Source organism: Nostoc sp. JL34 (assembly GCF_017114945.1).
Taxonomy (GTDB): domain Bacteria; phylum Cyanobacteriota; class Cyanobacteriia; order Cyanobacteriales; family Nostocaceae; genus Nostoc.
Window position 1 is genome coordinate 25,455 of record NZ_JABXKQ010000161.1, and the last position, 14,524, is coordinate 39,978.

A 14,524-nucleotide genomic window follows, 5' to 3' on the forward strand; every position below is an offset into this window, starting at 1 on the left:
TCTCAGAACTAAGTCCAAGAATTGAAGACTTAAATCAATTAATTTCTCAACCTACTTTCTGGCATAATTCTGTCACTTACTATCAGACACTTCAAGAAATTGAATTCCTCAATACTAAGAAGAAACAATATCAGCGATCGCACTTCATTCTAGAAGGTATCAAGGCTGCACTAGAACTACTAGAATTATACGCTGATGAGGAATTGTTGCAAGAGGCACAAACCAACCTTAGCCAACTCCAGCAAGAACTCGAAATAGTAGAAATACAACAATTACTGTCCAGCCCATACGACCAAAAGGGAGTATTCTTGGCAATTACGGCTGAGGTTGGAGGTATAGATTCCCAAGACTGGGCAACGATGTTATTGCGGTTATACCATCGTTGGGCAGTAGATCATAACCATAAAGTATATCTAGTGCAAGAGTCAGCAGGTGATTTAGGAGAGGTTAAACATACCATCCTAGAAATTATAGGGCGTTATGCTTATGGCTGACTGAAATCGGAACAAGGAACTCATGCAAGAATAGAGCGAATTTCTCCTAGCCTATCTGCAACAGCTAAATCACACTACTTCAGTGGGGAAAGAAGCGCTTGATAATTTCAAGTAACTTTTGTAACTAGTGCAGAAAAAATTTGCCCAACTACAGCTAAAATCAAGAAACATAACTAGAATAAAGAGCAATTTTCCAATCCAAAACGCTCTATCTATCATTCAGCAAGCATTATGGATGTCCTAGAACTCAAACGCGAAATCGAAACGTTGTCTGGCCGCCTGGGTAAAACCCAGGACTATCTTTGACGTACCTGCACTGACAGCCAAAATTCAAGACCTCGAAAAAATATCAGCACAGCCAGAATTTTGGGATGACCAAACCCAGGCCCAACAAACGCTGCAAGAACTCAATGACCTGAAAGCCCACCTCGAACAATACGATCGCTGGCACGCCAATCTGGAAGATACTAAGGCAGTTGTTGAGTTGTTGGAGTTAGAAACCGATGAGGCACTACTCCAAGAAGCCGAATCTACTATCACTAAACTGAATCGTGACCTGGATCAGTGGGAGTTACAACAGTTACTTTCTGGCCCCTATGATGCTGAAGGTGCTGTACTGACGATTAGTGCTGGTGCTGGTGGCACTGATGCTCAAGACTGGGCATTTATGCTGATGCGGATGTACACCCGTTGGGGCGAAGCTCACGGCTATAAGGTAACTTTAGCTGAAGAGTCTGAAGGTGATGAAGCCGGAATTAAATCGGCAACCCTAGAAATTACTGGTCGCTATGCCTATGGTTACTTGCGATCGGAGATGGGTACACATCGGTTAGTGCGGATTTCACCTTTTAATGCTAACGGTAAGCGACAAACCAGTTTTGCCGGGGTGGAAGTGATGCCGCAGATTGATAACTCTGTGCAATTAGATATTCCAGACAAGGATTTGGAAATCACCACAACTCGCTCTGGTGGTAAAGGTGGGCAGAATGTCAACAAAGTAGAAACTGCGGTGCGGATTGTCCACCTGCCCACGGGTCTTGCGGTGCGCTGTACAGAAGAGCGATCACAGCTGCAAAATAAAGAAAAAGCCCTAAATCGCCTCAAAGCAAAGCTGTTGGTCATAGCCAAAGAGCAACGTGCCCAAGAAATTGCCGAAATTCGTGGCGATATGGTGGAAGCCTCCTGGGGAAACCAAATCCGTAACTATGTATTTCATCCTTACCAAATGGTGAAAGACTTACGTACAACTACGGAAACAACAGCGATTGGTGATGTGATGAATGGTGAACTTGATACATTCATTCAAGCTTATCTGCGCCAAGAAAATAAACTAGTAGAAAACACTTCGGTATAGAGGCGCTTATTGCATAGCACCCGGATTGCTAAGGCGTTTTACTGAGAAACGCCTTAGTAGTATATGGGCGATCGCAATTCATCGCAATTCTATCCCAGACCAACTGTTACAGTTATAAAAGAGTCTGTAGACAAATAACTATGAGCAACTCTCCTTCAACAGAACCTCAACCTAGCTATGTAAAACTCGCCATGCGAAACATGGTGCGGAAGGGTGGAACTTCCCTAAAGCATTTTGCATTGACTGCTGTAGGGCTTTTAGCTCTCCTTGTTGGTCTTGCTTATCTAACTCACTAACGACAAATCGTAAACCTCAGACAAGGAGACTATGTGCCCCTGAGCGTTGAACTATATGTGGAGGAGTATTTTTATGAGTTGTCCCCGACAACATCTGTAAAGATTGGGGACACTGATTCCCGAATTACTCCTGAAACTTGGGAAAACTGGTTTAATGACTGGTTGGAAATACTTCACCCTCAGATTCCGCCAGCGCCAAGTTATGAAATCGGGCTGCGTTTGACAGATGACTCCCAAATTCAAGAACTGAATGCTCAATATCGTCAACAAAATAAGCCTACAGACGTTTTAGCCTTTGCTGCTTTGGAGGTGGATTTTCCTCAAAGCGAAGAAATGCTGACCTCTGTACCATTGTATCTAGGTGATATTATTGTATCTGTAGATACAGCACAACGCCAAGCTCAACAACAAGAACATAGCTTACCAACTGAGCTAGCCTGGTTAGCTGCTCACGGGTTATTGCACCTGTTAGGCTGGGATCATCCTGATGAAGAAAGTTTGGAGCGAATGTTAAAACAACAAGTGAGATTGCTGAAGGCAATAGGTATTGCTATTGACATGGAATAGCAGTAGCTTGTGTATCCCTTAGTGTCAATTTTGGGTAATACTTTTATAATACTTCTGTGGAAAATTCCCTAAAGATTGCCTCAAAGTTAATTCTGCCATTAAGATTGGCGAATATTCCCACTGTAGCAACTCTATTTTTGTATTTTTAAGTCTATGTCCCAAAAAATTTCTCCATCACCAACGTCTACCTCGTTAAAAACACTGGTGTCTAACGAACGGGAATTCTCCTGGAAAGTAGCCTCTAATCTATTTGTTAGTTTTAAATATGCCTGGGCTGGAATCAGCTATAGTTTTCAAACTCAACGTAATTTTCGCATCCATGTAAGTGTTTGTGCTTTGGCTATTGCTTTAAGCGTTTTCTTGCATCTGCAAGCGGTAGAAATAGCAGTAATTGGGATAACTAGTGGTTTAGTTTTGGCATTAGAGTTACTAAATACAGCGATCGAGTCCGTTGTGGACTTAACCGTTAAGCAGACATACCATGATTTGGCAAAAATTGCTAAAGATTGTGCGGCTGGTGCAGTGCTAGTCTCTGCTTTGGTAGCGATGCTAGTAGCCGGTACGCTATTGCTCCCTCCTCTGGTAACTTTAATTATATCGGCTTTGTAGAGGTGATTTACGTAGGCCTAGCCTCACTAAGAGAATCACACTCTGTCCGCTTCCCTTTGCAAAACACATTCAAAATTTAAGTAGTGCGATGTCTACGACGGGCTACGCCTACGTGCCAAGCATCCTGACTAAAGGCTGACTTGGTAATCTTTAGGAAGTGGCTGATTGTAGAGTAGCCGCTTTATATCTACACGTCCACGTCAGCATTATTTTTACACTTAACGAACAAATAGTATGAGATACTTGTCTATGCTTTTTACAACTGATAAGTAGTAAAAACCAGGAGTGATGAGCTTTGATTATAGTTATCGACAATTACGACAGTTTTACATATAACTTAGTGCAATATCTGGGAGAATTAGCATCAGAGTTCCCAGTGGCAGATGATATTAAAGTTTTTCGTAACGACAAGATATCCATAGATGAGATTCAGGCATTAAAGCCGGAAGCCGTAGTTATTTCTCCTGGGCCTGGTCGCCCGGAAGATGCTGGCATTTCTTTAGAATTGATTGAACAGCTAGGACAAGAGTTACCAATTTTGGGTGTCTGTTTGGGACATCAAAGCATTGGTCAAGTGTTCGGTGGTAAAATAATTCCTGCTCCAGAGTTGATGCATGGCAAAACCTCTCAGGTGTCTCACACTGGAGTGGGGGTTTTCCGGGGATTAGAAAATCCTTTAACCGCCACCAGGTATCATAGTTTGGTAATCGAACGTGAGACTTGCCCAGATGTGTTAGAAATCACCGCTTGGGTTGAAGATAACACCATTATGGGAGTGCGACACCGGAACTATCCTCACATTCAGGGCGTCCAGTTTCACCCAGAGAGTGTCCTGACATCTTCAGGAAAACAGTTATTGCGAAATTTTCTGGAACAGTTACAGTCAAGAGCATAATTAATGAAACGACGACAGTTGATGGGCTATGCTGGGGCGGGGTTGGTCACAGCTTTAGTTACTACCTTGGGTTCTGAATCTCAAGCTGACGCACAATCTAGCGGTTTATCAGTTCAGTGGTTGGGTCATACTTGCTTTCTTTTTACTGGTGGTGGTGCGAAAATTCTCGTCAATCCATTTCGGTCAGTCGGCTGTACTGCTGGGTATCGTCCCCCAAAAGTTGCAGCAGATTTAGTACTGATTAGTAGCCAACTGCTAGATGAAGGTGCTGTCGATGTACTACCAGGAAATGCAAAACTCATCTACGAACCAGGAGTTTATGAGTTTAAAGGCATTAAATTCCAAGGAGTTGCCATAGACCACGATCGCAAAGGTGGTAAGCAGTTTGGTTCAAATACTGCTTGGAGTTGGAAGCAAGGCGGAATTAATATCCTACACTTAGGCGGAGCCGCTGCACCCATTTCCATTGAGCAAAAAATCCTGATGGGGCGTCCCGATGTAGCATTTATTCCAGTAGGAGGCAGTGCAAAAGCCTACAGTGCAGAGGAAGCAAAGCAGGCTGTTCAAGTATTAAATCCCAAATTGGTGATTCCGACTCATTACCGCACACAAGCTGCTGATGCTGCTAAGTGCGATCTTTCGCCACTGGATAATTTTTTGACCTTGATGCAAGGTATGACAGTGCGGCGTAGCAATGGAGATAGTATTTCCATTAGCCCTGGTAAATTGCCGGAAAAGGGAGAAATTCAGGTTTTGAGCTACAAATTTTGAATAAAGGGGACTGGGAAAGAAGCAGGGGAAGCAGGGATACAATAATCACTCCTGCCTCCACCTTCTGAATTCTTATTTTAGAAGGTATACCATTCTCCGGTGAGCTTATCTGCGTCGCTGATGGGGTTATCAACGGCTGTCGTTCCATCTATAGTCCAGATGGTGTCTGTACCTGCTGTCTGATCGCGCCAGTAGATGTCGGTCTTACCATCGCCGTTGAAATCGCCAAGGGATGGTGTCAAAGCCGCGTTATTAGCCGGTAAGAAAGCTTCAGTAGCAACTGTTGTACCATCCATCAACCAAGCAGTATTCTCACCTGTGGTACCATTGTGCCAGAAGATATCGGTCTTGCCATCGCCGTTGAAATCGCCAATTTTAGAAGTCCAGGCTGAGTCAAGTGTCCCTAAAGCACCTTCTGTGACTAAGATGCCATTCATCGTCCAAACCTTGTTCTCACCGGTTTGAGCGTTTCTCCACAGAATGTCAGTCTTATAGTCGCCGTTGAAATCACCAAGGCTAGCAGTCCAGGCGGCATCTTGTGATTGCAGAGCAAATTCGGTCTTTTGCGTACCATCCATAAACCAAGCGGTGTTATCACCGGTTGTCTGATTGCGCCAGAAAATGTCACTCTTGCCATTGCCGTCGAAATCAACAATGGTAGGAGTTAGCGCTGTGTCCGTAGTGTCTAGAACAGTTGCATTCAGAACTGTCGTACCATCCATCTCCCAAATAGCATTCTCACCAGTTGTGGCATTATGCCAGAAGATATCGGTTTTGCGATCGCCGTTGAAATCGCCAATCTGAGGAGTCCAGGCTGGATCGACGCTAGTTAGAGCCGCCGCATTAGCAACTTTGGTGCCATCCATCAGCACAATGCTATTCTCACCGGTTGTCTTATTGCGTAATAAGAAGTCGGTTTTGCCATCAGCATTGAAGTCAGCAATTTTATAATCATAGGCGGATAGGTCAAATTGACCTAGAGAACCCTGTTCCAAAACTTTTGTGCCATCCATCAACCGAATGATAATCTCACCTGTTGAAGAATTGACCCAAACTTTGTCCGTTTTCCCATCACCGTTAAAGTCAGGAGTAATCGCCGCACTAGTTAAGTAAGGATTAGGATTGGGATTTGCTGATATTTTAACAGGCGTAGTCGCCGATTGACTTTCTAGTGCTAGTGAGGAACTCTTATTTCCAAACCCCAAATCATAATTTAAACTCTTAAGAGAAGTTGTCAAGATTTCTGATTTTGCAAAAGAATCTGATAACAATCGAGATGTATTCAAAGCTAAGGGTGAGGAATTTGTACTTTCAGGCATGGTGTATTTTTATTATTGGCTGTCATATTTTTTTAACTTTTTTTGGCAATCTCTTTCTGTAACGGAATAACATTTACCAGGGTTTTAAGATTTCTTTATAACTATTTTTTCTTTATTAATGTCACTCTTTGAAGATAAGTATCTGTTTGTTTTAAACTATTATTCTCAAATTTTCAAGTTCTATATAAGCAATTACAAAATTTTTCTTTGTATTTTATAGCTAAAACTTGACTTTTTTTATCTATTTTCTTTGACATTTAAATGTTGGCTCAAAAATCTACTTATATCTTTAACAGGTAATTAATCAGATAAAAATATCCACACCAGCCAGATTTTTTTCTGAATTTAGAAATATGCTAAGTAGCTATGCGTAAATAAATTAAAGCTTGTAGTAAGCACCTTAGTCTTGATAATCTTTATTTTGAGCAAACTATAATTTTATTTGATGTTTAATTATACCTACTGACTTAAGACAGAAGCGATCGCTACATTAGTTCTAATGAATTTGTATAATATTGCCTTTATTTTCTTGGCAATTTCTCAAGTGTTGGCTGAATCTCCACTATTTTTTATTTTGTGAACAAGCTTAGATAAAAAATAACCTTGACCACCAGCTAGTCCTAAATTTGAGCTATCCAATTTAACCCAATAAAAATCAAAGGCTATAGGGTTTTTGTTCGTACTTGGATGCATTTCCCAATGTCGCCAAGTAGATGGCGTAGGCTGAGTTAATTCCAGATGATAAACATAACGTTCTTGAATTTCATTCCGATAGGGAGTCATGTTGTATTGATAAATACCCAATAGCTCAATAATACGAACTCCCTTAATACCAGATTCTTCATAAATTTCTCGCAGCACAGCTTCAGATGGCTCCTCACTTTCTTCAACTGTACCAGCAGGTACTTGCACGCCAGCTTCAGGAAAATCAGTATGTGTAAACACCATTAACTCTTCTTTCTTGGTTACGTAAGCGATCGCTTTTTTTATTATGGGTTGAGTGGACATAGTTTTTATACTGTGTGTTGTTATATTTATGAAATACCAGAATTTTTGATATAAGATAAACGTTTAAAATTTATTTCATTTCATAAATATCCTAAATTATTCAATAACAACAAGATCCCCGACTTCTTAAAGAAATCGGGGATCTAAGGCTTTCGAGATAATTGATTATTCTCCAATGATTTATCACTTGAGTGGAAACAAATATTGGTTAGAATAACTTAGATTAGCAACTATTAAGAGGCATAATCTGTGCATCTGCTAGTTGCCAAAAGTGTCAAATAATACAATACTTTTAGAAGTACATCAACTATGCAAGCAGAATATCGGCAGCGTCGCGAGCAGTTAATGGCAAAAATTGGTGATGGTACAGCCATTTTTCGCAGTGCGCCAATGGCAGTGATGCACAACGATGTCGAGTATGTTTATCGCCAAGAAAGTGATTTTTTTTACTTGACTGGTTTTAATGAACCACAAGCAGTAGCAGTGTTAGCGCCGCATCATTCAGAACATCGGTTTGTGTTGTTTGTCCAACCGAAGGATCGCGAAAAGGAAGTATGGACTGGTTATCTTTCTGGGGTAGATGCAGCAAAAGAAATTTATGATGCTGATGAAGCATACCCCATTAGCGAGTTAGATGAAAAGTTGCCGCAGTATTTGGAAAAAGCCAGTCGGATTTATTATCACTTAGGACGCGATCGCAATTTCAATGACCAAATCCTGAGACATTATCAAAGTTTACTGCGGACTTATCCGAAGCGCGGTACTGGGCCGATCGCTATTGAAGATACTGGCCCTGTCCTCAACAGCATGAGATTGATCAAAAGCGAAGCTGAGTTGGAATTGATGCGTCAAGCAGCTGCGATCGCAACTGAAGCGCACAATTACGCCCAAGAAATTGCTGCACCCGGACGTTATGAGTATGAAATTCAAGCGGAGATGGAACGCATATTTCGAGTGCGGGGTGGAATGGGGCCAGCTTATCCTTCCATTGTGGCTTCCGGCGTCAATGCTTGCGTACTGCATTACATTGAGAATAATCGTCAAATGCAGGATGGAGAATTACTGCTAATTGACGCTGGTTGTGCCTACGGTTATTACAACTCGGATATTACGCGGACATTTCCTGTCGGGGGTAAATTTACGCCAGAACAAAAGACGCTGTATGAGATTGTTTTAGAAGCGCAAAAACAAGCGATCGCTCAAGTGCAACCAGGTAATCCCTTCAGCTTAGTTCACGATACAGCAGTCCGCGTCCTCACAGAAGGTTTAGTTGAACTTGGTATTCTCAAGGGTGAAATTGATAAGTTAATTGAAGAAGAGAAATATAAGCCATATTATATGCATCGCACTAGTCATTGGTTAGGTTTGGATGTTCATGATGTCGGGGTTTACCAGCATGGTGAAGACAAACCACAGATTTTACAACCAGGTCAAATTTTGACAGTGGAACCGGGACTATATATTGTGCCAGATACCAAACTAGCAGAAGACCAGCCAGAGACAGATCCGCGATGGGTTGGCATTGGCATTCGGATTGAGGATGATGTCTTGGTTACACCTGGGGGACATGAGGTTTTAACTGCGGGGGTTCCTAAAGCAGTAGATGAAATCGAAAGATAAAAAATGGGGATGGTAGAAATCATCCCTAAGAAAAGCCTCGGCGATTTAAATCGCGGCTATACAGACAAAACCCACCTCCGTGGGTTTAAAACCCTTGATTTTGTATTAGTCCACGGAGGTGGACTTTGCTTGTGTAGTCGCGACTTCCAGTCGCCCAATACTTTTAAAACTCAACTTCTAAGGGAAAAATGACGGTGAAAGTAGAACCAACGCCTAACTGCGAGGCTAGGTTAATTTGGCCTTGCAGTAGTTTTACCAACCGCGAGACGATCGCTAACCCCAACCCAGTGCTGTCAGGGAGATAGGGACGATCGCTAGCACTTACACGAAAATAGGGTTCAAATATCTGGTCTTGGTTTTCTGAGGCAATACCAATTCCAGTATCAGAAACTGCGATCGCCCATCTCTGATTCTCCAACACCTGACACATGATAATAACAGTCCCCGACTCTGTATAACGAATCGCATTACTAATAAGATTTGTGAAAATCTGTTGCAATTGAAAAGAATCTGTAATTAATTTTTCAGGAGCGCGATCGCAATCCACTACGATTTGTAAATTTTTTCCCGCAGCTAAAGGTTCCAACATTTCACATACATTATCGATTAATTCACGCACATCGGTGGGTGCTAATTGGAGTTTTATCTGCCCCGCGTCATAGCGCGAAAGTTCTAGTACATCATTGATCAAATGGAGTAACTGTCTCCCATTCCGTAGTACCCGCTCAATATGTTCTAAATTTGTATAATTATCTTTGATCTCAGTCTTTCGTCGTTGTTGGCGTAAAAATAGATCCGAGTAGCCAATAATAGAAGTTAGAGGATGTTTCAATTCGTGGGCTAGTTGAGAAAGATACTCTTGATTGGCGCTAATTAACCGCGTCAGTTCCTCATTATGGAGCGTTAGTGATGCTTGTAACTGCCGTAATTCCCGCAAGCGTTCCTCAACATAACTCTTGAAACATCGAGCGATCGCTTCATCTACAATCGCATCAATTAAACGCATGGAACGAATTATCTCTGACGGGATTCCCTTCAATAAATCTGGTTGTATAGTATCAAATATTACTGTTCGCAGCAGATGATATTCTCTGGCAATTTCTGCTGAATCAAAGCCTTGTTCGGCTCGAATAGCTCCATGCTGAAAACTGGCAGTAACTATTGACTGAATATCATTATCCTGAGATTTTGAAAGCACTGTCACCATAGCTTTCAAGACATCGGGGATATGATCTTTGATCGCTGTGTAAGATAAGTCACCAGCACTTTCAATCCGTCTATCCTCGCGAACTGCTAAAATCCATTTATCAAGGATGGTATCCGTTTTTTCAGCCAGTAGTTGACTAAAATCCATTATGTTAAATTCAGCTAGGAGATAGATGAGCAAACTTCCACATGCAAATAGTTTAGCGAGTGGAGTGAGGTTTTACCAAAATTAGTGACATGTTCCACCTACCAAAAGAAATAGATTTTACACATTCTTTCGTTGATGAGATTAACCATCCGTAGACACAAGTCATTAAGTCTAATATGTATCCTCAGCCTGGTAAATAGTAGTCTAGCAGGTAACAGCATTTGTGCTTGACTTAATTAAAGCGTTTAGCTGTCTGTGTAAGCTTTTCACTGACAACACAACCAAAATTATAAATTTTATTGATTACCGAAAAGCTAAGTAAGTAATTTAGGGGAGTAACAAAATAAACAATAATTATCCTAATATAGATACCTTTACTGAAGTAGTATGTTATATTGTGTATATCAATGTTATAATGTGCATAATTTAGTATTTATTTAAGAGTAAGTCAGCCTAATCCAACGCATCACAGTGCGTGAAGTTGGAGCGGAGGAACCAAATTGTGGGGCGTATCTCAGAGGAAGTGAGGAGTTAGAAGTTACTTTATTAAATATTTAACTCATACATAACTCACAACTTTCTTCAGAAGGGCATCTCTCAGCCCTAGCCCGTCAGCTAACTTCGTAGGCATTGAGAGGAGACTGAAGAGACGGCATTATTCTAATGTTCCGATCTCATCAGTGTCCAAGGCTGGTACTGCTCAAATTTTTTGTACCTGCACTTAAATCTGTTGAGGTCATAAATGATATTTCAACTAAATTTAGCAGCGATCGCAGCGATCGCTGGACAAGCCGCTTGGAAAAAGGCAAAACCTGTAATCCTTAGAGATGTTTTCTTTCTACCTGTATTAGGCTTCTTGGGAATAATAGTGCTGTGGTGGATTGTTGCACTTGCCAACCATGAATTGATGCCCACCCCAGCAGAAGCGCTAATCGCTAATCTAGACTACATCTTAAATCCTTTCTACCAGCGAGGCCCAGGCAACTTGGGAATTGGTTGGTTGTTAATAGCAAGTCTGCGTCGGGTATTACTAGGCTTTTTGTTAGGTGCGGTAGTAGCGATTCCTCTGGGGTTTCTAATTGGCATGTCCAGACCGGCAATGCTAGCACTCAATCCACTCATTCAAATTTTTAAACCCGTATCGCCTCTAGCTTGGTTACCCATCGCCTTAGCAATTTTCAACTTAGCAGAACCTTCCGCCATTTTTGTTATCTTTATTACTTCCTTATGGCCAACAATTATTAATACCGCTTTAGGAGTTTCTAGCGTTCCTCAAGATTATTTAGATGTGGCACGAGTGCTAGAAATGCCGCGTTGGCGACGGATTACAAAAATAATTTGGCCTGCAAGTTTGCCGTATATTTTTACAGGTTTACGAATTAGTTTAGGGATAGCTTGGCTAGTAATTGTTGCCGTAGAAATGCTTACAGGCGGTATTGGTATCGGCTTTTTTGTCTGGGATGAATGGAGCCGCTTAAACCTAAGTTCAGTCTTTTTAGCTGTGTTCATAATTGGCTTAACTGGGTTAGTCCTAGATTACGCCGTGGGCAAAATCCAAGAATTAGTAACTCGCCGCCCTACAGCTTCTAACTAATTAAACTTTTTTCCGCCAAGACACCAATAGACTCATTAACTCTGCGTCTGGAGAATGAGCAATTAATCACCAATGGAGCTACAAAAATGGGTGATCATAACTGGACTCGACGAGATTTTATCAAAGGAATCGGAGCAACTACAACGGGAATAGCGTTATCTTCCTGTGCGATTTCAGGAGATAGATCCGCCAAAGGACTAACTGAAGAAGCCTTAGCTGTGCAACCAGTAGTTAGATCCCAAGACCTAGAAAAATCTGATCTCACCATTGGTTACGTTCCCGTTAATGATTGTGCGCCATTTGCGATCGCCTGGAAAAAAGGCTTCTTCCGCAAATATGGTTTGAATGTCACACTTAACCGCGAAGCCAGTTGGGCTACTTCCCGTGATGGTTTAATATTTGGTCGCCTGGATGCTTCACCTGTAGTCTCCGGTGCCGTCACCAACGCCAGAATTGGTGCCGAAGGCGCACGCCACGCCCCCTTGTGTGCAGCTATGACCATTCACCGCCACGGTAACGCCATGACCATGAATAAAGCCATGTGGGATTTTGGGCTGCGTCCGTGGTACGAGTATCAAGAACAATATGGTGATGGCGCGCTAGAAGCCTTTGGGCGCGATTTTCGAGGCTACTTTGACAAACAGCCGCCAGAAGGCAAAGTTTGGGCGGTAGTGCTGAGTTCCGCCATTTACGAATACTTTGTCCGCTACGTATCCGCCGCCGCTGGTGTTGATCCCCTCAAGGAGTTTCGGATCATCATCGTTCCGCCCCCCCAAATGGTAACAAACGTGCGGATTGGTGCCATGCAAGCTTACATGGTTGCAGAACCCTGGAATACACGAGCGATAACAGGTAATGAAAATATCGGCTTTACCTTCGCACAAGGTAAAGAAGTCTGGCTGGGACACCCTGATCGTTTGTTAGGGGTGATGGAATCTTTCATTGACAAATATCCCAAAACCTATCGTTCTCTCGTCAAAGCGATGATTGAAGCTTGCCAGTATTGCAGCAAAGTAGAAAACCGTCAAGAAGTAGCCGAACTGCTTACAGAACGTTCCTTTACAGGTGCTAGACCCAAAAAGAAAGATGCCCCAATCGCGAAATTTACAAGTCCCGGAATTCTCGGCAACTATAACTATGGCGGCTTTGACGGCAAAGACCGCACCATCAAAGCCGCTGACACTACGATTTTCTTCGATATTCCTGACAACCTTTCCAAACAGCCAGGAGAACACTCAACATTTTTATGGAGATCCAGAAGTCTCTGGTTGATGACACAAGCAGCCCGGTGGGGACAAATTCATAAATTCCCCAAAAATGCCGAGAAAATAGCTGCACAAGGATGGAGAACAGATTTATATCGGGAGATAGCATCGGAAATGGGCATCAAATGTCCCAAGGATGATTACAAAGTCGAACCACCAGAAGTATTTATAGATAAGAAAGGCTTCGACCCCAGCGATCCTGTGGGTTATTTAAATAGTTTTGCCATCAGGGCTAACGCTCCCACTCGCTTTTTCATGTCTTAAATTCCAAGTTCAAATATTGATTGACAAAATTATTTGCGGAGCCTTTGATGATGGAATATACCTCATTACCTATTAATACTCAGACCGAAGTTCTGCCCCGCCCTGGATTTTTAGAAATTGAAAATTTAGTCAAGTCTTATCCGACACCTGATAAAGAGAATTTTGTTGTTTTAGATGGGGTTAATCTAACGATTGGTGAAGATGAATATATTTCTGTAATTGGTCACTCAGGTTGTGGAAAATCAACTCTACTAAAGATAGTAGCTGGTTTAGAAAAAGCAACTTCCGGCTCAGTCAGGCTAGATGGACAAGAAATTCGCCAGCCGGGAGCCGAAAGGATGATGGTATTTCAGAACTATTCGCTGTTACCTTGGTTAACAGTGCGAGAAAATATCCGTTTAGCCGTAGATGAAGTGTTAAAAAATGCTAATCGGGCCGAGAAAATTAGCATTGTAAATCAACACTTGGCAATGGTAAACTTGACGGCGGCGGCTGACAAATATCCCGATGAAATTTCTGGAGGTATGAAACAAAGAGTAGGTATTGCCAGAGCCTTAGCAATTCGTCCCAAAATGTTGCTGATGGATGAACCTTTTGGGGCACTAGATGCACTAACTCGTGGCAAATTGCAGCGCCAGGTATTGGATATTTGGGAAAATAATCGTCAAGCAGTGATGATGATTACCCACGATGTAGACGAAGCAATTTATATGTCCGATCGCATCGTCTTGATGACCAATGGCCCAGCTGCTAGTATTGGGGAAATTTTAGAAGTTCCTTTTGAGCATCCACGCGATCGCGCCGCCATGCGAAACTCAAAAGAATATTTTGAACTCCGCAACCACGCCCTGAATTTCCTCGATCGATATTTTGCTCAAGACGAATAAATTAGATTATCATTTTTTTAGTGGGTAGCCTAATTCAAATTCATGAAAGCTGGATTTGGAACGGAGGAACCAATGTTTGGGGCTAATCTTGCAGAGAGCGGCAATTTAAGAGTAAAAAGTTTTAACTCAGCACGGGCTATACGCCCCGCTTACGCTAACAGCACTCCTAAGAGAGAGACACCTTCCAGTCTTAGCCCGTCAGCTAACTCCGTAGGCAATGGAAGGAA

General features: G+C 42.2%; 14 protein-coding genes and 2 riboswitches. Of the genes, 11 read left to right on the forward strand and 3 right to left on the reverse strand.

Translation table 11 applies throughout. The features are described 5' to 3' along the window. Positions 1-20 precede the first annotated feature (20 nt). From HWQ44_RS29350 to HWQ44_RS29380, 7 genes are all read left to right on the forward strand, one after another. The gene (locus tag HWQ44_RS29350) at positions 21-494 is read left to right on the forward strand and encodes a PCRF domain-containing protein (RefSeq protein ID WP_292725477.1); all 474 of its coding nucleotides are present in this window, start codon (positions 21-23) and stop codon (positions 492-494) included. A 231-nt stretch (positions 495-725) separates the two neighbouring features. Then, a protein-coding gene (gene prfB, locus HWQ44_RS29355; RefSeq protein WP_292725466.1) for a peptide chain release factor 2 occupies positions 726-1,848 on the forward strand; the annotation gives its coding sequence in 2 pieces (ribosomal slippage) (positions 726-797 and positions 799-1,848; 1,122 coding nt in all). A gap of 140 nt (positions 1,849-1,988) precedes the next feature. Then, complete coding sequence (locus tag HWQ44_RS29360; RefSeq protein WP_104904774.1) at positions 1,989-2,144, forward strand: DUF3285 domain-containing protein; 156 nt, start codon at positions 1,989-1,991, stop codon at positions 2,142-2,144. Between the two features lie 39 nt (positions 2,145-2,183). After that, on the forward strand, positions 2,184-2,711 hold the full coding sequence (ybeY, locus tag HWQ44_RS29365; RefSeq protein ID WP_292725478.1) for an rRNA maturation RNase YbeY: 528 nt from the start codon (positions 2,184-2,186) through the stop codon (positions 2,709-2,711). A 153-nt stretch (positions 2,712-2,864) separates the two neighbouring features. Beyond that, positions 2,865-3,320: a diacylglycerol kinase family protein gene (locus HWQ44_RS29370; protein WP_292725467.1), complete on the forward strand. Its 456-nt coding sequence runs from the start codon at positions 2,865-2,867 to the stop codon at positions 3,318-3,320. A gap of 295 nt (positions 3,321-3,615) precedes the next feature. After that, positions 3,616-4,215 carry an aminodeoxychorismate/anthranilate synthase component II gene (locus tag HWQ44_RS29375; protein ID WP_292725468.1) on the forward strand — a complete coding sequence of 200 codons (600 nt, stop codon included), beginning with the start codon at positions 3,616-3,618 and terminating at the stop codon, positions 4,213-4,215. Between the two features lie 3 nt (positions 4,216-4,218). Then, complete coding sequence (locus tag HWQ44_RS29380; RefSeq protein WP_292725469.1) at positions 4,219-4,986, forward strand: MBL fold metallo-hydrolase; 768 nt, start codon at positions 4,219-4,221, stop codon at positions 4,984-4,986. A gap of 77 nt (positions 4,987-5,063) precedes the next feature. On the opposite strand, the gene HWQ44_RS29385 is transcribed toward HWQ44_RS29380, so the two are convergent. After that, positions 5,064-6,305, reverse strand: coding sequence for a VCBS repeat-containing protein (locus HWQ44_RS29385; protein ID WP_292725470.1), 1,242 nt, complete (start codon positions 6,303-6,305; stop codon positions 5,064-5,066). Positions 6,306-6,845: 540 nt separating this feature from the next. After that, on the reverse strand, positions 6,846-7,313 hold the full coding sequence (locus HWQ44_RS29390) for an NUDIX domain-containing protein (RefSeq protein ID WP_292725471.1): 468 nt from the start codon (positions 7,311-7,313) through the stop codon (positions 6,846-6,848). A gap of 309 nt (positions 7,314-7,622) precedes the next feature. Here HWQ44_RS29390 and HWQ44_RS29395 point away from each other — a divergent pair, with 309 nt between their 5' ends. Beyond that, positions 7,623-8,933 carry an aminopeptidase P N-terminal domain-containing protein gene (locus tag HWQ44_RS29395; protein ID WP_292725472.1) on the forward strand — a complete coding sequence of 437 codons (1,311 nt, stop codon included), beginning with the start codon at positions 7,623-7,625 and terminating at the stop codon, positions 8,931-8,933. Positions 8,934-9,096: 163 nt separating this feature from the next. On the opposite strand, the gene HWQ44_RS29400 is transcribed toward HWQ44_RS29395, so the two are convergent. Next, on the reverse strand, positions 9,097-10,287 hold the full coding sequence (locus tag HWQ44_RS29400) for a HAMP domain-containing sensor histidine kinase (RefSeq protein WP_292725473.1): 1,191 nt from the start codon (positions 10,285-10,287) through the stop codon (positions 9,097-9,099). A 440-nt stretch (positions 10,288-10,727) separates the two neighbouring features. Further along, positions 10,728-10,932, forward strand: a riboswitch (cyclic di-AMP (ydaO/yuaA leader). A gap of 97 nt (positions 10,933-11,029) precedes the next feature. Between HWQ44_RS29400 and ntrB the strand changes: the two genes are divergently transcribed. The 3 genes from ntrB (at position 11,030) to HWQ44_RS29415 (ending at position 14,297) form a co-directional block, all read left to right on the forward strand. Then, a complete protein-coding gene (gene ntrB / locus HWQ44_RS29405) occupies positions 11,030-11,881 on the forward strand; it encodes a nitrate ABC transporter permease (RefSeq protein WP_292725474.1) in 852 nt (283 codons plus the stop codon). Positions 11,882-11,967: 86 nt separating this feature from the next. Next, positions 11,968-13,410, forward strand: a complete 1,443-nt coding sequence (locus HWQ44_RS29410) for an ABC transporter substrate-binding protein (protein WP_292725475.1) — start codon at positions 11,968-11,970, stop codon at positions 13,408-13,410. A gap of 50 nt (positions 13,411-13,460) precedes the next feature. Beyond that, entirely contained in the window at positions 13,461-14,297 is an 837-nt protein-coding gene (locus HWQ44_RS29415; RefSeq protein ID WP_292725479.1) for a nitrate ABC transporter ATP-binding protein, read from the forward strand. 16 nt (positions 14,298-14,313) lie between these two features. Next, positions 14,314-14,524, forward strand: a riboswitch (cyclic di-AMP (ydaO/yuaA leader). This riboswitch is flagged as partial in the annotation.

Excerpts from the sequence above, each read along its gene's own strand:
- HWQ44_RS29410 (WP_292725475.1), top strand. The coding sequence starts at position 11,968 with ATGGGTGATCATAACTGGACTCGACGAGATTTTATCAAAGGAATCGGA.
- HWQ44_RS29370 (WP_292725467.1), top strand. The coding sequence starts at position 2,865 with ATGTCCCAAAAAATTTCTCCATCACCAACGTCTACCTCGTTAAAAACA.
- HWQ44_RS29390 (WP_292725471.1), bottom strand. The coding sequence starts at position 7,313 with ATGTCCACTCAACCCATAATAAAAAAAGCGATCGCTTACGTAACCAAG.
- ntrB (WP_292725474.1), top strand. The coding sequence starts at position 11,030 with ATGATATTTCAACTAAATTTAGCAGCGATCGCAGCGATCGCTGGACAA.
- HWQ44_RS29385 (WP_292725470.1), bottom strand. The coding sequence starts at position 6,305 with ATGCCTGAAAGTACAAATTCCTCACCCTTAGCTTTGAATACATCTCGA.
- HWQ44_RS29395 (WP_292725472.1), top strand. The coding sequence starts at position 7,623 with ATGCAAGCAGAATATCGGCAGCGTCGCGAGCAGTTAATGGCAAAAATT.
- HWQ44_RS29400 (WP_292725473.1), bottom strand. The coding sequence starts at position 10,287 with ATGGATTTTAGTCAACTACTGGCTGAAAAAACGGATACCATCCTTGAT.
- HWQ44_RS29360 (WP_104904774.1), top strand. The coding sequence starts at position 1,989 with ATGAGCAACTCTCCTTCAACAGAACCTCAACCTAGCTATGTAAAACTC.
- HWQ44_RS29415 (WP_292725479.1), top strand. The coding sequence starts at position 13,461 with ATGGAATATACCTCATTACCTATTAATACTCAGACCGAAGTTCTGCCC.
- HWQ44_RS29380 (WP_292725469.1), top strand. The coding sequence starts at position 4,219 with ATGAAACGACGACAGTTGATGGGCTATGCTGGGGCGGGGTTGGTCACA.